This window comes from Alkalibaculum bacchi (genome assembly GCF_003317055.1).
GTDB lineage: Bacteria > Bacillota > Clostridia > Eubacteriales > Alkalibacteraceae > Alkalibaculum > Alkalibaculum bacchi.
This window is the reverse complement of record NZ_QNRX01000001.1, coordinates 215887-240769: the sequence shown is the minus strand read 5'-3', so window position 1 is coordinate 240769 and position 24883 is coordinate 215887. Positions and strand designations below refer to the sequence as shown.

Below are 24883 nucleotides of genomic sequence, written 5' to 3'. Positions count from 1 at the left end.
GATGATACATATATTCCTGGTCGGAATTGGTGGTTTTTTAGGAGCAATTGCTCGATATTCCGTTACTAAACATCTAAATAGTAAATCACCATTAATAATCCCAATAGGGACTCTAACAGTCAATTTATTAGGAGCGTTTCTCTTGGGAATAATAACTGGAGCAAGTGTTAATAGAGTGATCGTTCTTTTGTTTGGGACAGGGTTTATGGGAGCTTTTACTACATTTTCTACTCTGAAACTAGAAATGATACAATTGTATCGTAATAAACAAAAAAAGGAATTTACTCTTTATACAATAATTACATATGGGTTTGGGATAATTCTTGCTTACTTTGGTTATTTGATTGGTAGTATCCTTTTTTAATAATATTTCTATAAATTTAAGACCTGCCTTCTATGTTCCTGTCCATTATAAAGGTAAAATAGCAAAACTAAGTGGAAAACGCTTTACAAGTACTTCTTTTACTTGTAAGGCGTTTTTAATAGACAAATTAGTTAATACTATAATTATAATAGAAATAAAATCTCATATATGATAATTTAATATAAAACATATTGGAATAGGAGGTAATTTATGAAGGGCATGAAAATCGTTGTGACTGGAGATGTGTGTATAAATACACTTCAATGGATTGGACCACCACCAAATCATCAAGGTCTTGATTGGCAAAAACATTACAATGTAAAGAACGTTTCAAAAGGTGGGGAAGCACTGCTTTTATCGGATTTAATCAGATTGTCCACTGGTTTAGAGGTATTGAGTCCAAAGCTTGAGAATGGGGACTTAGACTTTATTCAATCTACTGTAGAATTAGAACTATTTTCAAAGTATGTAAATAATAGCTCTGAAAAAGTATATAGGGTCAACCGATTTTCGGGTTTTACTGGTCCCTCATGTGGACTAACAAGATTACTGCCTGTACTAGAGGATGATCCATTTGCAAAATTAGTGATTATTGATGATGAAGGCAATGGTTTTAGTAACAATAAAAAATATTGGCCTAAGTCTTTAGAGCAGGAAAATCATTTTCCCATTGTCTTTTATAAGATGAATAAACCTGCTGGAACCAGTGAAATGTGGTATCACCTTGAAAGGAAGCACTGGGAAAACACAGTTGTCATCATCAACTCAGAGGATATTCGGTCTCAGGGCGTGAATATTAGCAAGAGTTTGTCTTGGGAGAGGACCGCAGAGGATTTTGTATGGCAACTGAACAATAATCCAAGCCTTATTTTCCTTACAAAATGTAGACATTTAGTCGTACCTTTTGGTTTAGAAGGTTGTATTTATTATCAAAATAATGGGTCTTCTCAGTCTCAACTCTATTTTTTGCCTTATGAAATTGAAGACAATTTAGGGAAAAGTTTGCAGGGTAAGATGTATGGCTTAACTTCATGTTTTGTGGCTGCTCTTGCCCGTTCTGTAGCAGCAGAACCAATAATCTTAAATAAATTAGACCAATATATAGGTGAGGGGATTAAAGAAGGGATAGTAGCTGCTCGTAATTATTTTATTGAAGGTTTTGGAAACCGTTTGGACGAACTTCATTTTCCTATTTCCTCTATATTCCATGAAAACAATAAAAAATTTATCATCAAAGAACATGTACAAGAAGTAAAAATTCCAAATTTGACACAAAAGCGTTCACAGGATTTGTGGTATATTCTCAACGATAAAAGCTCTACGAGTTTAGCTGAAATCGCATACGATATCGTAAAAAATGGAGAAGATCAAGCTCTTAGATATATTCCTTTTGCCAGATTTGGAAGTTTAAAGGTAATTGACCGAATAGAGATAGAAAGCTATCGGAGCATTAAAAATCTTATGAGAGAATATATCGATAATAAAAATACTGTTAGACCTTTATCAATTGCTGTTTTTGGTACTCCCGGATCAGGTAAATCCTATGGTATAACAGAAGTTGCAGCAAGTATTGCCCCTGATAAAATCATCAAGCTCACTTTTAATTTGTCTCAATTTACTTCTACGGATGATCTTATAAGAGCCTTCCATAGAGCTAGAGACTACTCTTTACTTGGGAAATTGCCTTTGATGATTTTTGATGAATTTGATTCAGAGTTTAAAGGGAAATTAGGCTGGTTAAAGTACTTGCTAGCGCCTATGCAAGATGGTTTATTTAGAGAAGGAGACTCAGAACATCCTATCGGAAAGGCTATATTTGTCTTTGCAGGAGGGACAAGTTCTACATTTAATGAATTTTGTGGTGAGACCATCGATAATCCAGATGAACAAGTCCGATTTACAAAGAGCTTTAGAAATTCAAAAGGTCTTGACTTTATCAGTCGCCTTCGCGGATATGTAAATATTTTAGGACCTAATCCTGTATCAGAACAAGATGAACTTTACGTTATTAGAAGGGCCATGGTTCTCAGATCTTTAATTAAGATAAAAACGTCTCATCTTATTGATAAAAAAGGAGTAGCTCAAATAGACAATGGTGTACTAAGAGCGATGTTAAAAGTTCCAAGATTTAAACACGAAACTCGCTCTATGGAAGCCATATTAGATATGAGTATGCTCAACGAGGCAAAAAAATGGGAACAATCCTATTTGCCTTCAAAAGAACAGTTGAAACTTCATGTAGATGAAGAACAGTTTATGAGGTGTTTGATGCACGATGCGTTTTTTAGTGAAAAAACAGAAACCCTTGCCTGTTTTCTATTTAATAAATACAATGAAATCAGTGAAAATGTGATGTCGTGGCAGGCAATCAGTGAAGCTCATAGAAACTTTTATTTCGATTTAGCTAGGAATTTACCTGATTCCATGTTTTCTATTAATTACGATATTGCATCTGTAAATGAGCGCCCTGTTCCAATTATATTTGATAAAGTGGAAGTAGAGACCTTAGCAAAATACGAACACGGAAGATGGCTCCTCCATAAGAAGAATAGAGGTTGGGAGTATGGTGAGATTTTAGATGAAAATAAAAAGACAAGCCCCTTCATTACATCTTATAATCTACTGCCCGTAAATAAAAGAAAGCAAATTATTCAATTTGTAAGCAGTTGGTCTGAAGCCTTAGCTTTTGTAAACTTTAAATTAGAGTCACGGAGAAAATAAAGAATAGATATAAATATACCCCCTATTGCTATAATAGGGGGTATATTTATGTGGGATGAAATCTTTGGAAAATACCAATAACTTATTGATGGATATGTGTTAAATAAGAGAGAAGAGGAATGCGTAATCAAACATCAAATTCATGAACGATAAAGAATAATGATGATGAATTTGGTGATGATAACAGTATGTTAATGTCATGAAAATGCAAATTGTATAAACTTATATATGGAAAAAAACCGGGAGAGTGCTGAAATAAGTACGTGAATTGATTTTTTTGTGTATTTATTAAACATGATGACGTAAAAAAGAACATCACCACACTCCTTAAAATGGTGATTTATTTTGGAGCCTAAATAAGCTTTTCTTAATGTTGATTGAGCACTATAATGATATCAGGAGGTGGAATTGTGTATCTAAATTTAGATGAGAGAAGTATGGAAATATTAAAAGTAATTGCATCTCAAGAAGATATCATTTCTAAAGACCTACAAGAAGAATTTCACCTAAGTAGAAATCAGCTTGATTACAGTATTCGAAAAATCAACGAATATCTGCAATTAGAAAATTATGATAAAATTACCCGCTCCAATAAAGGCTATTTTAAAGTTGATGAAAAGATAAAGCAGTTTTTTTATGAAAAGGACAATACAGAAAGCAAAGTAAAGTACATACCAGTAGAAAATGAAAGAGTGCAATTAATTGTTCTTATGCTCTTATCAAAAGATTATGATTTGTCCTTGTTTCACTTTTCGGATGCACTAGAGATTAGTAAGAATACTGTGTTAAGAGATTTCAGTAAAGTTAGAGAATTCTTAGCAGAATATAGTATTGAGTTAAATTATTCTAGGACAGAAGGTTATTTCCTAGGCGGTAAGGAATGGGATATTAGAAAACTGATAAGACCTGTAGTAGCTAAAATCTACGATTTCTATAATGGCCAAGAAGCCCTGAAAAAATATGGAAATATGGATCAAGCTCAAATAGAAGACTTACAGAATAGAATAGGGACTATTGAAAAAAAGCTAAACATTAAGTATAACGATAAACGCATTTGGACAGTGCCATATGAATTTGCTATTATAACAAAACGAATCCAAAATGAAAAATATATCGACAATGATTTTGGTATTAAGTTTAATGAGTTGTCTGATACGAAAGAGTACAGCGTAATCAATTCTTTGTTTGAAAGCAAGAAGGGCATTGAAATTCCTAGTAAAGAAAAGCTATATATTACACTGCTACTCCTGTCCTTAAATTTAGCGGAAGCAAATGCTGAATTAGATATTAGTGCATTAAAGCAAAGTATACTAGAATTTCTTGATTTGTTTGAAAAGAGGTCTGCAATTGTTCTTTACCATAAACAAGAGCTACAAGAGAAGTTGTACTTACATCTTCGCTCAGCAGTATATCGGATTAAGTACAATATGACTATGGAATATCCTTATATAGATGCTTTAGGTAAAGAATATAAATCTTTATATCATTTAGTAGAATACTCTTTACAGCCTCTTGAAGATTTTGTAGGAAAAAAGTTTCCTGATCAGGAAATCATGTTTATCTCCATTTTCATCGGAGGGTATTTATACAATAAAGATAAAGCTATAAAAAACATCAACGCACTAGTGGTTTGTCCTAATGGGGTCATCTTCTCTAGTGTATTAAAAAATCAATTATCAGGGATTTTTCCCTATATTAATTTTTTAAAGTCTATATCTTTAAGTGAGTTTAACGAAATAAAGAATGATATGCAAGCAGATATTGTCTTTTCATCCGTACCTATAGAATTAAATCAAGATGTGGTTGTGATTAAAGAACCTCTCGATGAAACGGAAAAAAAGAGAATTGAAAATGTAGTATTCCAAAGACTTTACAATATAAGTAGCGGCAATGTATTTACAAATAAAATCATTCGAATTATAAAAAAGTACTTTGAACTAAATCCAGATATAGAGTTTAAAATTGTCAATGAAATTGAAGATACTTTCCGTTCTCCAATACAAAGTCCTAAAAATCAAAGAGTTAAAGAAGAGCCAAATCTAGTAGATATCATTAATTTTGACTTAATAAAGATTACTGATGAAGAATTAAACTGGATAGAAGCGTTAGAAAAAGCAAGTATACCATTAGAGAATGGAGGATATATTAATAAAAAATATTTCGAAGCTATGAAAAGCCAATATGAAAATATTGTACCTAATATTGTTTTAGGGTCTAGCATCATTATTCCTCACTCTAAGCCTGAAGATGGATCAAAGAAATTAGGGATGAGTTTTCTTAAAATCAATAAGGGAATTCCTTATAAAGATAACAAAAAATTATTTTATATAGTAGTTATATCTACTACAAATCAACGAAATCACATTAATGCAATGCTACAATTGTACAATATTTCTATGAATCCAAATGCATTAAGAGAGTTGCAAAAGGCAAAAACTGCTGATGGTATATACAAAGTTTTAGAAAAATATCAAGAAGTAAAAGTATAATAGATTATTTATGATCCGTCATTAATTTGCATTAATATGAAGTAGCCACAAAGTTTTGTGTTTTGAAATGCGGGTATGAATATAAAAGATAATATTAATAGATATAACGCGCAAGCTTTATATAGGGTTGTAACTTAATCAAGGTTTATGTAGAGAGGAGGAAAGTTTAGTGGGATTACAAGATTTTCTTAATAATGACTTAGTATTTATTCATACTTCTGCTCGCACAAGTGAGGAAGTTTTTAAACAAGTAGCTGACAAGGCTATGTCAATGGATATGATTACAGATGCTTTTCTTGAAAAGGTTACAGAAAGAGAAAAGAACTTCCCAACAGGTATTGAAACTGAAAGGTTTGGTGTTGCCATACCACATACCAATCCAGAGTATGTAACAAAACAGTTTATTGCCGTTGTAACCAGTGAAGAAGGGGTTCCATTCAGTCGAATGGATGATGCAAATGCTCAGATTAAAGCAAAGGTTATTTTTGTATTAGGTTTAAATGAGCCACATACCCAATTAGAGTCATTACAAGCAATCATGGCTGTATTACAAAATGACGATAAGATCCAACAGATTCTTGATTCAACAGATGTAGAACAGGTTATAAAAAGCATTTTAGCTTAAAAATATAAATTGAGGTGAATAATTATGAAAAAAAGAATTTTAGTAGCATGTGGAGCAGGTATTGCAACATCAACAGTAGTAAATGATAAGATTACCAACTTATTAAAAGCAAATGGTATTGATGCAGATATTAGACAAATCAAAATCCAAGAAGCAAAAGGTTTAGAAAAAGAAGCAGATTTATTGATTTCTACAACAATTTTGCCAACTACTTTTGAAATCCCAACAATTATTGCAACTGCATATATTTCAGGAATTGGTATGGAAAAATTAGATCAAAAAATCTTGGATGCGCTTAAATAAGCCGCATCCCCAGAAATTATCTATAATATAAATAAAGAAAGGGAGTAAAAATATGGATTCATTATTAGATGTAGTAAATTATATCCTTGGTCTTGGACCTACAGTTATATTACCATTAACACTGACAATCCTTGGTTTGATTTTTGGTACAGGCTTTGGAAAAGCTTTTAAATCAGGTATTACCGTTGGTATTGGTATGGTTGGTGTAAACTTAGTTATTGGCGTATTAACAAACAATCTTGGTGCAGCAGCACAAGCTATGGTTGAGCGTTTTGGTTTAACATTAAACGTTATCGACGCAGGTTGGCCAGCAGCAGCAGCAGCTTCCTGGGCATCTCCAATTGCAGCAATTATTATTCCAGTTGGTATAGCAGTTAATCTTATTATGATTGCTACAAAACTTACAAAAACATTAGACGTTGATATTTGGAACTATTGGCATTTTATCGCTGCTGGTGCAACAGCATATGTTGTAACTGGTGGAAATATTTGGTTTAGTATTTTAGCAGCAGTGATCTATGAAGTACTTGTCTTGATTTTTGCAGACAAATTCCAACATTATTGTGAAGATTTCTTTGGATTAGAAGGTGTATCCTTACCAACAGGATCTACAATCGCTTTTGCTATCATTGGTGTACCAATTGGTAAATTAGTAGGCATGATTCCTGGATTAAACAAACTAAATGCTGACCCAGATACAATTCAAAAAAGATTTGGTATCTTTGGAGAACCAATGATGATGGGCTTAATACTTGGTTTTGTCATCGGTATGCTAGCAGGCTATGACATTGGTAAAGCGGTACAAGTTGCAGTTGCTATGGCAGCAGTAATGCTACTTATGCCTAGAATGGTTAAAATCCTAATGGAAGGTCTGATTCCGATTTCAGAATCTGCAAGAAGTTTCTTACAAAAGAAATTCCCAGGCAGAGACCTATACATTGGTCTAGATGCAGCTTTATCTACAGGACACCCAGCAGTAATTTCAACTGCATTAATGATGTCTCCTGTTGCTTTGCTTATTGCAGTATTGCTTCCAGGAAATGCAGTACTACCATTTGGTGACTTAGCAACATTAACATTCTACTCTGCATTTATCGTAGCTTCACGAAAAGGTAATATTATACAATCTGTTATTACAATGGCAATTGTCCTTGTTTTCAGTTTATGGATGGCGACAAACTTTGCACTAGTTCATACTGAAATGATGGCAGCAGCACAAGATGTTGGTAGTACAATATACTCATCAATAGACTTGGGTGGAAACTTCTTAAACTGGATCATCTTAAAGTTCTCACAATTGATGGCACCATTTGTAGGATAATAAATGATTCAAAACATGGTTCAAGTGTAATGCTTGGACCATGTTACTGTATAAGACTAGGTCAATTTAATGAAATAATAAAGGGGTTTTCTAAGATTCAAGGAGTTATACTATCGAAAAGGAGTGATCATTGTGAAAGCGCAAATTTTATATGATACAAATGTAAACAAGCTTGAGGAAGTGGAAGAATCAAAATGCGGTCCTGATGATGTAAGGGTAAAAGTTATGGCTGCAGGTATTTGTGGTTCGGATTCTCACAAGATGCAGACAAAATGGAAGTATCAATTGCCAGCAGTTATGGGGCATGAATTTACTGGTGAAGTTGTTGAAATAGGTGAAAATGTAACAAATATTCAACTTGGGGAAAGAGTAGTAGGGATCCCTTTTTTGCCATGTAATAAATGCGAATACTGTGAACAAGGACTCTATTCTTTATGCGATGACTACGAGATGATTGGAACCCACTATCATGGAGCATTTGCTGAAAATACGGTACTTCCTGCAAGAAATGTATTATCTATTGGAGATTTAGATTATGATCAAGCGGCATTAATAGAACCTTTATCTGTCGCACTTCATGGCGTAATAGGTATAAAACCTCAAATTGGTGATACTGTTATCGTCTTTGGTTGTGGCGCAATAGGAATGCTTGCCATTCAAGTGCTACTTAACACAGGTGTAAAGGCTATTATAGCAGTAGATATTGACGATGAAAAACTACAACAAGCAAAAGATTATGGATGCAAATACACCATTAACTCTATGAAGGAAGACTTAATAGAAAAAGTGAATGAGTATACCAATAATCGAGGTGTAGAAATTGCATTAGAATGTGCTGGTTCTACCATTACAGAAGAACAATGTTTCCGGGTAACAGCAAAAAAAGGAAAAATTGGCTTCTTAGGGATAGCTTACAAAGATATTACAGTTCCTCAAGAATCTTGGGAGAGAATCTTCAGAAGAGAGTTGACTTTAACTGGATTCTGGAATTCTTATAGTGCACCATTCCCTGGTAGAGAGTGGTCTTCTGCTATCGATATGATTCGAGATGGAAAAGTAGATGTAAAATCAATGATTTCTCATCGTTACAAATTATCTCAACTTCAAGATGCATACGATATGATCGCTAGTAGAAAAGAAAAATACAATAAAGTTATTATTAAGCCACAGGAGGTATAAGGATGAAGGCAGTTGTTAAAACAGCACCAGGCTATGACCAAATGGAATTTTTAGATATTGAAGAACCAAAAGTATATGGAGATCGAATTAAGATTAAAGTTGCTTATACAGGGGTATGCGGTTCAGATATTCATACTTTTAAAGGTGAATACAAGAATCCAACTACACCAGTTGTCTTAGGACACGAGTTTTCTGGCCAAGTGGTAGAAGTAGGCCCAGATGTAACAAAATTTAAAGTAGGTGACAGAGTAACAAGCCAAACTACCTTTGAGACTTGTGGCGTTTGCAGATATTGTTTAGAAAAAGACTACAATTTATGTAGTACAAGAAAAGGTATTGGGACACAACAAAACGGAAGTTTTACAGAATATGTGCTTTCAAGAGAAGAAAGCTGCCATTTATTGCCGAATTCTGTTTCTTATCAAGCGGCAGCATTATCAGAACCACTGGCATGTACAGTACATGCAGCGTTAGAAAAAACTATTGTTCAACCAAATGACACAGTATTAATCATCGGACCTGGTGTAATTGGACTACTTTTAATGCAAGTTGCTAAGGCACAAGGGGCAAAAGTCATCCAAACAGGTATTACAAAAGATGCAAAGAGATTAGCATTAGCAAAAGAAATTGGTGCTGATGTAGTAGTAGATACACTTACTGAGGATTTAGAAAAGATCGTCATGGATATGACAGATGGATATGGAGTAGACAAAGCCTTTGATTGCTCTGGTTCAAAAGTTGCAGTAAATCAAGCATTGCCATTAGTAGCAAAAAAAGGAACTTTTGTACAAGTAGGATTATTTGCACAAAAATACAATGAGATTGACAATGAATCTATTATCCAAAGAGAGATAGAGTACATTGGATGTCGTTCTCAAAAACCAAGTTCTTGGCCTATTGCTATAAATCTATTAGCTAATGGTAAAGTTGCTTCAGACAGATTAATCACCAAAGTTTATGATTTAAAAGACTGGAGAGAAGCTTTCGAAACGACAATGGCTGGTACAGAAATCAAAGTTATGATAAAATCAAACGATATGGAATAAAACAATAAGCTTCCCCTCTGAATAAATGAAAATTGTATATTGGCCTTTTCAGAGGGGAAGCTTTTTTATTTAGAACTTATATACTATATCAAAAAATATGTTATAATAAGTAAGAAATCTTTCAACCAATGAGAAAAAAACTATAAAGTAAGAAAAGGTGAAAAAATGAAATTAGTTATTGGCAGCGACCACGGTGGTATTCGATTAAAAGCAGCAATCGTAAGACATTTAGAAGAGTTAGGTCATGAAGTAAAAGATATTGGACCTTTTGAAAATAAAAGTGTAGACTATCCTTCTTACGCATTTGAAGTATGTCGTAATGTAACAGAAGGGCATGCAGACCTTGGCATCTTATGCTGTGGTACCGGTATAGGGATGTCTATGGCAGCTAACAAAGTACATGGTATTCGAGCAGCAGTAGTTTCTGATTGTTTCTCAGCAGAGATGACAAGGCAACATAATAACTGTAATGTACTTTGTTTAGGGGAAAGAGTTGTGGGAGAAGGGCTAGCTCTTAAGATTGTAGACTCCTGGATGAATGCTGAGTTTGAAGGAGATAGGCATCAAAGAAGAGTTGACCTTATAACAGAATATGAAAGCAACAAAAGATAATACGAGGAGGGAAATAAATTGTATCTTGATACAGCGAATATTGACCAGATAAAAAAATACATTGACTATGATTGGGTCAAAGGGGTAACGACAAATCCTACATTGATTGCAAGAGAAGGCAAAAGTCGAGAAGAAGTACTTCAAAGCATACTTGAAGTACTAGGAGAGCGTGAACTCTTTATACAAGCAGCAGGAGATACAAAAGAGGAAATTTGCGCAGATGCAAAAAAAATCTTAAAACAAGGCGATAAGAGAATTAAATTAAAAATTGCTGCTAATGAAGCAGGCTTTCAAGCCATGAAAGAAATCAAAGAAGTACATCCTGAAATAGGCATCATTGCAACTGCGATATTTTCTATTGAACAATGCTATATTGCAGCTTTAGCTGGATGCGAATGGGTTGCTCCATATATAGATCGAATGTCTAATCAAGGATTAGATTCAGAAGAAATTGTAAGCAATACAGCACAGCTTTATGCAAACTTAGGCTTAAACACAAAGATCTTAGGCGCTAGCTTTAAGAACACTTCTCAAATTATACACACTATGCTTGCAGGAGCAGATAGCGTAACGATTGCTACAAATTTACTAGATACAATTATGAATAATAAATTAGCTGCTGATAGTATAGCTGTTTTCAATGGGGATGCAAAGAAATTTGGATAATTCCTAAGCAACACCTCTCCCCTTTTTTATTACATAGTAGCGGGAGCTGGATTATTCATCATATAATCATTGAAACAGTAATTAAATACGTAGCACTTACAACTTAAAATAAAATAAAAATCACCTCAAGGGTGATTTTTATTTTATTATTCCATTATAAAAAATGCAATCAATAGGATCGATTAGAGGCTTAGAGATTTGCTCTTGTTTTAGAGCTAAGCCTATTTCTGTACAACCAGCGATGATAAGGTCTGCGCCACTATCTATGAGATTTTCAGCAGTTTTTTGTAGGAGCTGACTTGGCTCTTTACCAGTATTACCGCTTTTAATGCCATTTTTTCCATATATGGCTTCCATGACTTGCTTTTCTTGAGCTTCATCATCTGGTGTTAAGACTTCTATGTTTAAAAGATACTTATTAAAGAGACCACTTTTAATGGTTCCTGAAGTGGCCAAAACGCCTATTTTTGATACATTAGGGTTATTATTTACAATATACTTGTAAAGCTCTTCTATAGCATTAATAACAGGTACAGATAGATGACTTTGTATTTCTTCTATAAAATAATGTGAAGTAATACATGGTAGGAGCAGTAAATTCGCTCCGATTTTTTCGAGGTTTTTCCCACCTGCTACAATAGCGGAAACAGGGCTTTGCCCTCTGCCTAAAATGGCGGCTGTGCGATCAGGGATTTTGGGATTGCTATCAATGACAACGCGGTGATGATCTTGATCTTTTTCGACCTTTGTGCCCTTGATGATTTTAGTAAATAAGCTCGCTGTTGCTTCAGGTCCCATACCTCCAATAATACCTATAACTTTATCGTCATTCATAAGAGTTCCCCTTGTTTTATATTTCTAGACAATACCTGCTACCCTGCTTTCTAAAGGACGAAAGAGAACATCTTTGTCTAGATAAGGTCTTTCTTTATATAATTGCTCTAATGCAATTTGTGCACCATAATCCATACCTTGAGACCCTGCTAACATGAGTACGTCTCCTTGTTCTGCCTTTTTAAGCCCGCAGGATATGGCTTCTGGCAATTCAGAGTGCAAGTTCACTTTAATATTTGCCTTTTTCATAACCTCTAGAAAAACATCTAGTTCTTCAGGAGTGACCACGTCTTTTTTAGATACATGAGATTGGCTAAGGGTAGCGATAATTTCTGTTAAGCCTAATTTTGAAGCCCAATTTACGATGGTCTCAGCATTTTCTCTATTGGTTGTAACTCCTCTGCTGCCTCGAATGGCATAAATCATATGGAGTCTATTATAATCCATAAAATTTAGGGTCTCTAGAGTCACATTGATATTTCCAGGATTTGCAAAATGATCGTCTACTATTTTAAAATCATCTTCAAAAATAAATTGGAAACGGCGTTCTACACCTACAAAAGAATTCAAACCTCTAACAATAGTAGATATAGGTATTTCACACAATAATCCCACTGCTACTGCTACCATTGAATTATAGACAGAATGGTAGCCTGGTACAGATAGGGCGATATCAAATTCTTGTGGAGCGTAAGAAGTGTTTCCTACAGTAAAAGGTCTTTGGATTTTTACTGTAAATCGTCCTCGACCAGTTGTAAGGTCTAAATTAGAGCAAGCAAGGATTGCCTCTGTATTTTTAATGCCAAATGTAAGAACCTGAGCCTTTGTTTGTTCTACCAAGGATGCAGAATAAGTATCATCTAAATTGAGAATTGCCCACTGATGAGGCTTTGCATCTCGTATCAAACTAGATTTTGTTTCAAAGTACTCCTCGAAAGATCCGTGAAGGTCAATATGCTCCCTGCTAATATTATTTAATGTGACAATATCAAAGTCTACATCGTAAACTCGATCAAAGGCTAAAGCAGATGAGGAGACTTCCATTGTGTTGTAGGTAATATTTTCTTCTACCATTCTGGCAAAATGAGATTGTAAATCTAGAGACTCTGGAGTAGTTAGAATAGAAGGCTCCATGTAATTGCCGTATTTAACCATAACGGTGCCAATAAGACCTGTTTTCAAGCCATGAGCCTCTAATATGGCATTGGTCATAAAAGAAGTACTAGTCTTTCCGTTTGTGGCAGTAATGCCAATCATCTTCATCTTTTTAGAAGGATAATCATAAAATACAGCCCCTAAAGAGGCAAGAGCCTTGCGGCTATTTTCCACTTTAAACTGAGGGACATCTAAGTTCTCTTGATAATCTTCTACAATTAAGGCACAAGCTCCTTTGTCAACAGCTTGAGATGCGTATTTATGCCCATCTGTTTCAAAACCCTTAATACACACAAAAAGGTCACCAGGTTCTACCTTTCCAGAATGATAGGCTATATTATGAATCTCTGTATCCTTTACGTTTTTTGACTCGAGAACGGGAATAGATTCTATTAATTTTAATAATTTTTTCATAATAACTCCTTATTAAGGTGGTCAGGTGGTAAGGTGGTAAGCAAAACCTTTTCTCGCCTAAAGGCGAGTTTTACGCTTTTAGCTTTTAAGATTTTACTTACCACCTTAAAGCTTACCACCTTACCACCTATTTAATTTTCTTAAATATCTTGCACAATAATTGTCCCAAAAATGCAAACGCAGGTATAGGATCTTTCCAGTCCCAGATGGCATAGGCTTTTGGTTTGAAATAAGATTTTAGTACTTGGGACATTTTTAATTGACCAGTCTTTATATATTCTCGTACTGCTAGTATATCTTCATAGGCATACCAAAATACCAGATTTGTATTCTCTTTAATAGCATAAGACTCTACAGGATCTCCTGTCAGTTCGCTATAGGCAAAGAAGGGCATATTAAGTCCAACTTTAAATAGCAAGCTATTGAGATTCGTAGTGCGTACATTGATCTCTATAAGATAAAAATCGCCTGTACTGGCATCTTTCTTAAATTCAATTTCAGCAAAGCCTTTAAAGCCAATGTCTTCTAAAAATTTAGCGCTAATTTCATAAAGGTCTGGAAAATATTTTTGTCCAGTATATACAGAAGCGCCAAAATTAATAGGGAATTGCCTAAACTTTTGACAGGTAGTCCAATGGGTTACCTTAGCGTTTTGATTAAGATAAGCGTCAAAAGTGTGCATATGATCGTCAAAGCCTGGAATAATTCGCTGGACTATGACATGTAAATTGGCATCTGTAGATTTTTTTATTGCAGATTCAAGTTCTTCCATACTATACACTTTAAACAATTTTTGCCTGAAGGTTGATACAAAAGCCGGTGAATCTGTAGGCTTTACAAGGCAAGGGAATTTAATTAGTTCTTCTACTTTTTCTTTAAAATTTTCATCGCCAATTTCCACAGTCTCGGGAACTAATACTCCGTGTTGAAGAGCTAAATCATTTAAAGTATCTTTATTCATGACCTTTGTGTATAATCCCTGTTCTGTTTGAGTAATCAGATAGTACTGTCTTAAGGTACTTAAATACTTATCTACAAATTCAATATAGGGATCTGCACACGGAAATAAAACGGGAGGCTTGTCTTGTTTTTTTGCATAGTCGATGAGAAAGTTTAAGTATCCTTCAGAATCTTTTTTGTAATGAGGTGCAATTAATCGCTCAGAGCAATATTTTGAATGAAACCCATAAGTTCCTTGTTTTGAGTAATCTACCGCAACTACTGGGATATCATAAATACCTAAGCATCGGATAACACTAAGGCCAATATAATAATTTGCTCCAAGAACAACTGCTTTATTCTTCATAGTAAACACCACCATAGTAATTCAATAATACACATATTCTACTATAAATGTAGCTAAAATTCATCTTATAATCAAAAAAAGTAATATTTAAATAATCTTAGACAAAAATCATTAAAAAATAAATATAAATAAATTTTTTGGAATAAGTTCTAATTTGCTAAAGATACTATTAATAAGGTAGGTGTTTTTTATGAAAAAACGAATAATCTCTGCACTAATTATTTTTGCACTTTCCTGTATAATGGTCGGGTGCTTCGGAGAAAAAGAGGCTACAAAATCAAAAAACAGTGAAAAAGATAAGCCTCCTAATGAATTAAAGGAATTACAAAATGAAATAGACGAAGTTGTCAAAAATACTATGAAAAAAGATTGGACAGCAAGTTTAACAAAGACAAAGGACATTCAAACTACATGGAATGAACTATATCCAGATTTACAGGAAAAAGGAATTGCGCAAGAAAGTGTGGATGGGTTTGTAGATGATTTAAACACTTTATCCAATTCTCTAATTGACATGACCTTGAAGTTACCAAAAGAAAAGCAGCAGCAAGGTGGCAATCAAGAGCAAGGCTCACAACAGCAGACGACGCAGCAAGGTGGTGGCCAAGGAGAAGGTGGTCAAGGAGGGGGAGGAACTAATCAAGAGCAAAGCCAGAAAGCTAGCAGTCAGCCGTCAAATCAAAGCGGTGGCGGACAAAGTGAACAACAAGGTGGTGGTGAACAAGGTGGACAAGGAGGCTCTCAACAACAGGATCAAATAAATAAAGACCCACAGAAAGCTCTTGAAAAAGTGGATCCTACAGTTGATTTAAACAAGGAAGAGCTAAGCATCGTAAGAAACTCAATTGAACTGCAAAAACACATGAATAAATTTGTCAGCCTTTTTAATGTACAAGCTCCAGGAGATTTATATCAATTAAAGTACTTGCTACATGATATAAACATATCTTCAAAGGAAATTAACTGGGAAAAGGTGAATTCTTCCATGAAGAGCACTTTAAACTTGTGGGGTTCTATTGAACCGAAGGCCTTAGAAGCGGATAAAAACTTAAATCTACAGTTAAAACAAAGTATTAATGAAGTAGAAGATGTTGTTAGAGAGAAAAATGAAAAGCTTATTGGAATGAAGACAAAAACAAGCTTAGAACTTATTGAAAAACTTATAAAATCATTTGAAGAAAAGTAGAGTTTTGTAACATTGGTTACAGAAATAATATGTTATGAAGACTATACTAAGGGTATAGATAAAGTATAAAAATGTAGGAGGTATTAAAATGAAAATAGAAAAAACAATGACAATCGGTGAAATAATAAGAATGGATTCTAATTTAATCCCAGTATTACAAAGATTTGGAATGGGTTGCGTAGGTTGTCCATCAGCACAATCTGAAACATTAGAAGAAGCAGCTATGGTTCACTCTATCAATATTGACGAATTACTAACAGCATTAAACAAGTAAAGGTTTTTACTCATTTGTTTCATTCATAGGGAACGACACGCCCCCCTGTCGTTTCCTAAATTGAAAATTTACAATTGAGAATTTTTAATTAAAAATATTGAACAATTATTGACTGTAAGTTTTTAATTAGATCATGTGAAAAACATAGATTATTTTAAATAAGAGAGGATAATAAAAATGAGTTTATTTTTAGGAAAAATACATTACTGGTTATACGATAAAATTTTATGGTTTGAAGATTTAGAAATAGAAATTGCCAGATGGGCAAAAGAAGAAAATCTACCTATTGAAAAATGGACAATGGATATAGATCAAAAATACGGTGAGTTAACAGGTGGTAGGCCTTTAGAAGATATTATTGATACGTCAAATATTCATGGCTGGTTACAAGGGAAAATTTTAGTAGTAGAAGGAAGACAAGCATATTTAGTAACTCAAATTCTAAATGAAAATGCTCAGTATAAAGATTCATTAATAAAATTATTTCAAACACAGGGAAAGGCCGATGCATTAAAATATTCTGAAGTGGAATTAAATACTCCAGAAGAGGTCTACAATGCACTAAATGATTTTATCTTAGAAGGTATGCCTTGTGACAGAGTAAATGAAGTAGTTCATTCAGATAATGAAGAAATTCGTTGGAAGAGGACCACTTGTTTACATAGCGAACACTGGAGCTCTGTGGATGGTAATGTGGCTATTTTTTATGAATTAAGAGAAGCTTGGATTCAAGCCTTTGTAAGTGCATTAAAAGGAAGCTTTACGTATGAAAAAGTATCAGATGATACCCAAAGAATCCTACGTTAAGGAGGGAGAAAAATGAAAAGTATCGAATTGATGGTTAATGAGCATAAGTATATTAAAAGAATGTTAGTCGTCCTTAGAAAATATAGCTATAAAGTAGTAAAGGGCGAAGATGTAGATATAAACGACTTTTATTTAATGATTGATTTTGTGAGAAGCTTTGCTGACAAGCATCATCATGGTAAAGAGGAAGAAATTTTATTTAAACAGATGATGGCACATCAAGGCCCTGTTGCAGATAAGCTTATAAGGCACGGTATGCTTGTAGAACACGATTTAGGAAGACTTCATATGATGGATCTTGAAGCAGCCTTAAAGGAACTTGAAAATGGCAATGATGAAGCAAAAATTGATATCATAGCAAATGCAGTAGGATATGCTGCCCTACTTGCTAGACATATAGATAAAGAAGATAATGTAGTATATCCATATGCAGAAAATGGACTTCCAGAAGAAGTCTTAAGAGAAATCGATGAAGAGTGTGATCAATTTGAAAAGAATGCACAAAAAGAACAAGTTCGCGAAAAGTATATTGCTATATTAGAAGAGTTAGAAGCAAAAATTGGATTGCTAAAAGAGTAACACCATTTACTCACCCCCAAAATAATATTAAAAAAGCTACAGAGAATCATTTTCTGTGGCTTTTTTAATAGCAAAGTCCTCCTTTTGACCTGCAAAATTCAGCCCTATAGTAGTAATATTTAAGGAATTATTGTTAATTTTTTTTCTTTTAAAGTTATATAGTCAAATAAATGGGTATAAATAATATTGTAATAATAATCACTATAGCGAGGTGCTTAATCTAGGAGCTATAGAAAAATAGATAAGGAGAGTTTATATGGATTACAAAATTACAGACAAAGTAACTTGGGTGGGTAAAATTGATTGGGAACTACGTATGTTCCACGGAAACGAACTTTCTACAAAAAAGGGTTCTTCTTATAATTCTTATCTTATAAGGGATCAAAAGAATGTACTAATTGATACTTCATGGTTGCCATATGACAAAGAGTATGTAAGTAATTTAAAAAAAGAAATTGACTTAAAAGATATTGATTACATTATAGTCAATCACGCCGAAATTGATCATAGTGGAGCATTAAAGGAATTAATGAGAGAAATTCCTGACACGCCAATCTATTGTACTGCAAATGGGGTTAAATCTATTAAAGGGCATCATCACGAAGATTGGAACTTTGTTACTGTAAAGACAGGTGATACTCTAGATATTGGAGAAAACAAACTTATATTCATTGAAGCAAGAATGCTTCACTGGCCAGACACAATGTTTACTTATATGACTGGAGAGAATATCCTCTTTAGCAACGATGGCTTTGGTCAACATTATGCCTCTGAGAATCTTTATAATGACGCAGTGGATCAGGAAGAATTATATTATGAAGCGTTGAAATACTATGTTAATATTTTAAATCCATTTAACGCTATCGTAAAAAAGAAAATTGAAGAAATTTTAGCTTTAAACCTTCCAGTTGATATGATATGTCCAAGTCACGGTGTTATTTGGAAGGATAACCCAGCTCAGATCATTGAACAATATATGAAATGGGCAGATAATTACGTAGAAAATCAAATCACATTAGTTTATGATACTATGTGGAATGGTACTCGCAGAATGGCAGAAACAATAGCGAAAGGAATTAAAAGCGTAGACGATGATGTTACTGTTAAGCTTTTTAATGCAGCAAAAACAGACAAAAATGATATTATGGTAGAGATTTTTAAATCAAAAGCCATATTAGTAGGCTCATCAACAATCAATAAGGGAATTCTTGTCTCAATGGCAGCCAATATTGAAATGATAAAGGGATTAGGATTTAAAAACAAAAAAGCCGCTGCATTTGGATCATATGGTTGGAGTGGAGAGTCTGTCAAGCTTCTTACAAAAGAAATAGAAGAAGCAGGCTTTGAAATAGTAGACGAAGGAATCCGCGCATTATGGAATCCTGACGAAGATGCACTGAAGGAATGCTACGAATACGGAGCAAACTTTGCCAAAAAAGTGAAATAACTAGCGGCTAGTCCCTAGTCTATAATAACGAACACAGTAGCTACCTTCGGTAGCTTAATAAAGCAAAATAGTTTAACAGGAGTCAGAGAAATCATATATTGATGAATTTCTCTGACTCTATTTTATTTATAAATTATTATATAAAAGAAATTTCATATATAATGGAGCAATAGAACACCTTTAAGGAATATATGCAAGCTAGAGACTAAAAGTAATATGCCTTGAACTTTGAAGTTTATCGGGATATAATAATATTAAGCTTTAAAATGCCCAATTAAGAGGGGGTGGGTTCCATGAAATTAAAAGAATATCTAAATATGGAGACGGATTATCTTATTTCTCATCTCACATTAAATGAAAGTATGGGGGATGTGATCGATACCATTCAGTACGAAGGGCTATATCAACGTTTTTATCAAGATGTGACGAAAGGGTTTCATTTATTAACTTATTCTAATCAGTGTGAAAATCAAAGCGTTGAGATCTACCTTGTGACAAATGAATTAGAGGTAGAAGATTGTAAGGATATACGTAAGGAACAAATGCAACTGCAAGTTCAATATAATGCAAATATTTTACAATTAATAATTGGTTTTAGACTAAATAATAAAAGGATTAAAGTACCAATTAACTTTAATTTAGAAGATAGGCATATAAGTTTTGAACTTTCAAAATTGCTAAAGCAAAATATGATTAGTGTACAGTTTGTTTCATGGAAAGATGGACTCTTGTATAAACAATGGAGTTCAGAAATTCCCATTACTGAAAAGATTAAATCTGCCATTATTGACTTTGTAGAGCTATTTTTACATGAATATAATTTAGAGGACAAAATGCCAGCTATCAATTTTGATGATTTAATGATTAAGAATAAAGCAGATTATCTGATTATGTCAATAGAAAGACAAGATATTGAAAACAGAAAAGTTTCAAAATATGCGAATATGTTGAATACACTATACCCCAATGTGTTAATAACCCATAACCTTAGCGAGAGCATGGATATAGAAATCAAAGGTTATGAAAACGATACAAGAGAATTGTGGCAAATCTCTGAGGTGCGAAACTTTATTAGAGAATTAAACAAGGGGTTTAGTCAATGGTTTTACTTCCTAGACAAAAACTCAGAGATTTTGTACGATATAACCATGTGCATCTGTGGTAAGATCCTTGCAGAAAAAGATAAATATAGGATGAACAATTTATTATTACATGATTTTATTAATGATCAATTGAAGAACTTAAATGAAGTATGCTACTATTTAAATGACATTGAAAAATATGACGAGTTAAAGAGGAATTCCTTTGCATATTATGAAATGTTTTTGCAATAAAGGCGATTGTTTTATATGTACAAAAGATAAAGTATTAGGTTTCATACTAGATTAGCGATTAAAAGGGATTTTTAGGTCACATTCAAACTAAAAATTCCTTTTCCTTTTATGTAATAGGAAAATCTTATTTTTGACATTGGCTCCTGGCCAGTCATCCTGAGCGCAAGCGAAGGATCGTGACTCAAGAGGAATACCCCAATACTAGTGACTAAAGACTAATGCGCCACAGGCGCTTTCTTGTCAAATCTAAATACACATAGGATAAGGAGTTTTTACATTGAAATATAAGGATTATTATGAAATATTAGGCTTGGACAAAAATGCAAGCCAGGAGGAAATAAAAAAAGAATATCGAAAACTGGCCAAAGAGTATCATCCCGATGCAAATCCTGGAGACCAAAAAGCAGAGGAAAAGTTTAAAGATATTAGTGAAGCTTATGAAGTATTAGGTAATAAAGAAAAGAGACATAAATATGATACATTAGGGTCCCAAGGTGGATTTCAAAATGGCTACGATTTTGACCCTTCTCAATTTGGTTATGGAAGCAATACTCATTACAAATATAGTACTGGTGGAGACAGTGGATTTAGTGACTTTTTCAATACTCTATTTGGTGGAGGGGCTAATTTTGAAAATATATTTGGATCTTCATCAGGCAGAAGGCGTGAACACGGTTCTGCATACAATCATGGTATAGATGGAAAAGACATTGAGGTAAAAGTTAATATTAATGCACAAGAGGGCTTTCTAGGAGAGCAGAAAAAAATAAGCATTCGAGTTGGCGAAGATACAAAGACCATTAATTACAAAGTGCCTGTAGGTATTCAGGAAGGTGAAAAAATTCGTCTAAGAGGCCAAGGGCATAAAGGTCGTTCTGGTGGTAAGGATGGAGACCTTTATATTATGTTTCACTTTAAGAAACAAGAGGGTATGATATTAGAAGGTGCCAATCTTTATCTAGATATTGAAGTATATCCTTGGGAAGCCGTATTAGGCACTCAAAAATCTGTTCAAACATTAGATGACAAAATATCTGTAAAAATACCTGCAGGGATACAAACGGGAAAAAAAATAAGAGTATCTAAAAAGGGCTATATTTCAAAAGACTCTAGCCGTGGAGATTTGTATCTAAACATTAAAATAATAAATCCAGAATCTATAAGCGATGATATGATGGAATTATTTAAGAAAATGAAAGATTTAGCAGAAGCTTAAAAGAACCTAAAATCTTTTACGTAGAACTTAAAGTGCCGAAGGCACTTTTTACATAGGAGCGATAAATACATGAAAAAATACGACCCTCACTTTGATGAATTGCAGTACTTGCAAGATTTAGCGTCATCTTATTGGAATTCAGAGATTTTGTTTTCTGCCCTAGAGACAGAAATTTTTGAAGTACTACAGCAGACAAAAACAGTAGAAGAAATTGGACAGATATACCATTGTGAAAAGTCTGTTTTAAAACCATTTTTAACAGCATTAGTCAATATGGGCTTCGTCTGTGAATACAAAGGAAATTATTGTAATACACTTCTAACAAATAAATATCTAATCAAGGATTCACTTTTATATCAAGGAGATTTTATCCTATGGATGAAAGAATCACAAGGTCAGTGGCAAAATCTAAGCAAGATTTTAAAAGATGGACTTGAACTAGAAAAAGATTTTAGAGAACAAAAACAATACACAAAAGCCATGAATGTTCTTTTAAAAGGAATGGAAAATGTAATCGAAACCTATTTTGAAGGTGTAAAAGGTGTAGAACATATATTAGGAATAGGACCAGGTGCTGAAAAAGTTTGTCAAAATCTCTTACAAAGATTTCCTCAAGGGCAAGCAAAATCGTATAACAATAGAAAAATACATGCAGAACGTCAGGACCCTGTTTTAGAACAATGGGACGATGGAATATATGAGATAATCTTTCTGTCTAATCTAGGAATCCTCTACTCAGAAGAAGAAATTACCCATATACTTACAGAAGCTAGTAAACATTTATCACAGGATGGATACCTAGTAATCTATGATGTGTTTTTAGACGAAGGCACTCTTATATCTAATATGAAAAGTCTAAACAGAGTACTTAAAACCAAAAAGGGAAAAGCCCTTTCACCAAAGTGGATTTCTCACGAGCTTGAAGATTTAGGCATGAAGAAGAGCGGTATCATTTCTCTTGAAGGAGGAAGGGGAATCCTTTTTTCATCAAGGACATGGGAAAGAATCGCTGATTTATCTATTGATAAAAAACATTATCTTCTTCAAAAATTAAAGAATATAGGCTTTAAAAATGCAGAAATCATTAATCCTAAGGACGATATATACTTAACAAATGTAGCTCATTTAAAGTGCAAATACGGTTGTGAATTTTACAATAAAGAAACCTGTTACAAAGAATGTGATCTAGAATATACAAAAAAAATTCTAGGTGAATTTAGTTACGGTATTCTAGTTGAAGGCGAACCTCCTACAAAAGACTTTCAAATTTCCATGTTACAAGCTGAAAAGCAAGCCTTTAAGCTAGGGTACTACAAGGCCTTTTCATTATGGGCAGGTCCGTGTAGTATCTGTGAACATTGTATCCAGGATAAAGAGAATTGTACTAAAACGAGACCTTCTATGGAAAATTACGGAATTGATGTTTTTGCAACAGTACAAAAACAGGGGGATTCTCTAAAAACACTAGCTTCTAAAGATGGTTTTGTAAAATATTACGGTCTCTTATTATTAGAATAAAATTTATTTACTGCAAAGAATTTTCCTAATAAAATAAGAGTATAAGGAAAAGAATTTAGAGTAAAATAAGTTAATGAAAAATACTTTTGTTGAGAGGAGTAATACAAATGAAAGCAGTTGTTGATAAGGATTTATGCATAGGATGTGGTTTATGTCCTTCTATATGTGAGGATATATTTAGCATGGATGATGACGACTTAGCTATAGCTAAGGATATAGAAATCCCTGAGGATATACTAGATGACGCAAAAGAAGCGGAATCCTCATGTCCGACAGATGCAATAATAGTAGAATAAGGTAGTCAGGTGGTCAGGTGGTCAGGTGGTCAGGTGGTCAGGTGGTCAGAAAAATCTTAGCTCGCCTAAAAGGCGAGACATAGCGGCGAACTGCGTTCGCTAACATTAATGCCACCATCGGTGGCCAATATGCTTTTGCTGACCACCTGACCACCTTTACATATAGGGGTGATTAGATGATTGACATTATGGGCTTTGATGAAGATGGGAATGTAATTGAGGACGTCGCTCTAGAAAGTATAAGGGAAGAAAATATAAAATATTTTTGGGTAGATCTGAATAATCCTAATAAAGATGAGGTTAAAGTGTTGTCGGATTACTTTGGCTTTCATCACTTGACAGTGGAAGATTGCCTTCAGTTTTTGCAAAGACCTAAGGTAGACTTTTACGAGGATTATTGCTTTTTTATTTTTCAATCTATTGTTGATGAGCAAGTAGAGGAAATGGATATGTACTTAGGTAAGAATTATGTAGTCACTTTTCATTTCAAGGAAGATCTCTTAGAAATTCAAGAAGTAAAAAAGGAATTGAAAAGTAAAAAAATTCCTTGGGAAGAGATGAATGTGTACATAGGCTATCTTATTTTAGATGAGATTGTAGATCATTACTTTCCAATGCTCCACTCTTTAGAGGATGAATTAGATGAATTTGAGGATATAAATAGCATTAAATTATCTAGACAAGAAATAGAGAGGCTTTACGAAATAAAAAGCAAACTTTTAAAGTTGCGAAAGACCATTACTTCCATGAGAGATTTACTCTATCGAATGAACAATGCTAATCATCTAAAAGAGGTACTAGGAAACCATATGTACTTTGTCAATATCTACGATCATCTTTTAAAATTGACCGATATGATAGAAGAAGATCGAGAGATTATTTCAGATTTGCAAGAAAATTATCAGGCAATAAACGCTAATCGAATGAATACGATTATGACTGTTCTTACTATGATTACCGTTATTTTTAGCCCGCTGACATTTATAGCAGGAATTTACGGTATGAACTTTTTGCATATGCCTGAGTTAAAATGGCCATACGGTTACCCTTTTGCATTAGGACTTATGATTGCTACAGGATTTATTATGTATAAATGGTTTAAAAAGAAGGGCTGGTTTGATTTTGATAAATAGAATTATTGAAGCCATAACCTTTGGAATTTTTATTTAATAAGAAACTCCTTTTTAAATT

23 protein-coding genes are annotated in these 24883 nt (G+C 33.7%); 20 read left to right on the top strand and 3 right to left on the bottom strand.

The features are described from left to right. Position 1: 1 nt before the first annotated feature. The 10 genes from crcB (at position 2) to DES36_RS01150 (ending at position 11326) form a co-directional block, all read left to right on the top strand. The gene (gene crcB, locus DES36_RS01195; protein ID WP_113919443.1) at positions 2-364 is read left to right on the top strand and encodes a fluoride efflux transporter CrcB; all 363 of its coding nucleotides are present in this window, start codon (positions 2-4) and stop codon (positions 362-364) included. A 210-nt stretch (positions 365-574) separates the two neighbouring features. Next, on the top strand, positions 575-3085 hold the full coding sequence (locus DES36_RS01190) for a RyR domain-containing protein (protein ID WP_113919392.1): 2511 nt from the start codon (positions 575-577) through the stop codon (positions 3083-3085). 410 nt (positions 3086-3495) lie between these two features. Then, entirely contained in the window at positions 3496-5574 is a 2079-nt protein-coding gene (locus DES36_RS01185) for a BglG family transcription antiterminator (RefSeq protein ID WP_170128126.1), read from the top strand. Between the two features lie 169 nt (positions 5575-5743). Further along, complete coding sequence (locus tag DES36_RS01180) at positions 5744-6199, top strand: PTS sugar transporter subunit IIA (protein WP_113919390.1); 456 nt, start codon at positions 5744-5746, stop codon at positions 6197-6199. A 24-nt stretch (positions 6200-6223) separates the two neighbouring features. After that, the gene (locus tag DES36_RS01175) at positions 6224-6502 is read left to right on the top strand and encodes a PTS sugar transporter subunit IIB (protein WP_113919389.1); all 279 of its coding nucleotides are present in this window, start codon (positions 6224-6226) and stop codon (positions 6500-6502) included. 52 nt (positions 6503-6554) lie between these two features. Further along, positions 6555-7823, top strand: a complete 1269-nt coding sequence (locus tag DES36_RS01170; RefSeq protein ID WP_113919388.1) for a PTS galactitol transporter subunit IIC — start codon at positions 6555-6557, stop codon at positions 7821-7823. A gap of 132 nt (positions 7824-7955) precedes the next feature. After that, entirely contained in the window at positions 7956-9002 is a 1047-nt protein-coding gene (locus DES36_RS01165; protein ID WP_113919387.1) for a galactitol-1-phosphate 5-dehydrogenase, read from the top strand. A gap of 2 nt (positions 9003-9004) precedes the next feature. Then, on the top strand, positions 9005-10048 hold the full coding sequence (locus DES36_RS01160; RefSeq protein ID WP_113919386.1) for a zinc-binding dehydrogenase: 1044 nt from the start codon (positions 9005-9007) through the stop codon (positions 10046-10048). A 165-nt stretch (positions 10049-10213) separates the two neighbouring features. Further along, on the top strand, positions 10214-10660 hold the full coding sequence (gene rpiB / locus DES36_RS01155; RefSeq protein ID WP_113919385.1) for a ribose 5-phosphate isomerase B: 447 nt from the start codon (positions 10214-10216) through the stop codon (positions 10658-10660). Between the two features lie 18 nt (positions 10661-10678). Further along, positions 10679-11326 (top strand): transaldolase family protein, encoded by a 648-nt coding sequence (locus DES36_RS01150; RefSeq protein ID WP_113919384.1) that lies wholly within the window; start codon positions 10679-10681, stop codon positions 11324-11326. A gap of 138 nt (positions 11327-11464) precedes the next feature. Here the strand turns inward: DES36_RS01150 and cuyB are convergent, their stop codons facing one another. From cuyB to DES36_RS01135, 3 genes are all read right to left on the bottom strand, one after another. After that, complete coding sequence (cuyB, locus tag DES36_RS01145; RefSeq protein ID WP_113919383.1) at positions 11465-12160, bottom strand: cysteate racemase; 696 nt, start codon at positions 12158-12160, stop codon at positions 11465-11467. 24 nt (positions 12161-12184) lie between these two features. Beyond that, positions 12185-13729 (bottom strand): Mur ligase family protein, encoded by a 1545-nt coding sequence (locus tag DES36_RS01140; RefSeq protein ID WP_113919382.1) that lies wholly within the window; start codon positions 13727-13729, stop codon positions 12185-12187. 127 nt (positions 13730-13856) lie between these two features. Continuing rightward, positions 13857-15035 (bottom strand): carboxylate--amine ligase, encoded by a 1179-nt coding sequence (locus tag DES36_RS01135; RefSeq protein ID WP_113919381.1) that lies wholly within the window; start codon positions 15033-15035, stop codon positions 13857-13859. 190 nt (positions 15036-15225) lie between these two features. Here DES36_RS01135 and DES36_RS01130 point away from each other — a divergent pair, with 190 nt between their 5' ends. The 10 genes from DES36_RS01130 to corA all read left to right on the top strand — a co-directional run bounded on the left by DES36_RS01130 (position 15226) and on the right by corA (position 24825). Further along, positions 15226-16221, top strand: a complete 996-nt coding sequence (locus DES36_RS01130) for a hypothetical protein (protein WP_113919380.1) — start codon at positions 15226-15228, stop codon at positions 16219-16221. A gap of 88 nt (positions 16222-16309) precedes the next feature. After that, the gene (locus DES36_RS01125; RefSeq protein WP_113919379.1) at positions 16310-16495 is read left to right on the top strand and encodes a DUF1858 domain-containing protein; all 186 of its coding nucleotides are present in this window, start codon (positions 16310-16312) and stop codon (positions 16493-16495) included. A gap of 177 nt (positions 16496-16672) precedes the next feature. Then, complete coding sequence (locus DES36_RS01120) at positions 16673-17302, top strand: hypothetical protein (protein ID WP_113919378.1); 630 nt, start codon at positions 16673-16675, stop codon at positions 17300-17302. Positions 17303-17314: 12 nt separating this feature from the next. Further along, the gene (locus tag DES36_RS01115) at positions 17315-17881 is read left to right on the top strand and encodes a hemerythrin domain-containing protein (RefSeq protein ID WP_113919377.1); all 567 of its coding nucleotides are present in this window, start codon (positions 17315-17317) and stop codon (positions 17879-17881) included. A gap of 256 nt (positions 17882-18137) precedes the next feature. Further along, positions 18138-19328 (top strand): anaerobic nitric oxide reductase flavorubredoxin, encoded by a 1191-nt coding sequence (locus DES36_RS01110; RefSeq protein WP_113919376.1) that lies wholly within the window; start codon positions 18138-18140, stop codon positions 19326-19328. A gap of 293 nt (positions 19329-19621) precedes the next feature. Continuing rightward, the gene (locus DES36_RS01105; protein WP_113919375.1) at positions 19622-20662 is read left to right on the top strand and encodes a hypothetical protein; all 1041 of its coding nucleotides are present in this window, start codon (positions 19622-19624) and stop codon (positions 20660-20662) included. Positions 20663-20939: 277 nt separating this feature from the next. After that, positions 20940-21878: a DnaJ C-terminal domain-containing protein gene (locus tag DES36_RS01100; protein ID WP_113919374.1), complete on the top strand. Its 939-nt coding sequence runs from the start codon at positions 20940-20942 to the stop codon at positions 21876-21878. Positions 21879-21947: 69 nt separating this feature from the next. Continuing rightward, positions 21948-23396 (top strand): DUF2284 domain-containing protein, encoded by a 1449-nt coding sequence (locus DES36_RS01095; protein ID WP_113919373.1) that lies wholly within the window; start codon positions 21948-21950, stop codon positions 23394-23396. Between the two features lie 107 nt (positions 23397-23503). After that, positions 23504-23692: a ferredoxin gene (locus tag DES36_RS01090; protein ID WP_113919372.1), complete on the top strand. Its 189-nt coding sequence runs from the start codon at positions 23504-23506 to the stop codon at positions 23690-23692. A gap of 176 nt (positions 23693-23868) precedes the next feature. Next, positions 23869-24825 carry a magnesium/cobalt transporter CorA gene (gene corA / locus DES36_RS01085; protein WP_113919371.1) on the top strand — a complete coding sequence of 319 codons (957 nt, stop codon included), beginning with the start codon at positions 23869-23871 and terminating at the stop codon, positions 24823-24825. The last annotated feature ends 58 nt before the right edge of the window (positions 24826-24883 follow it).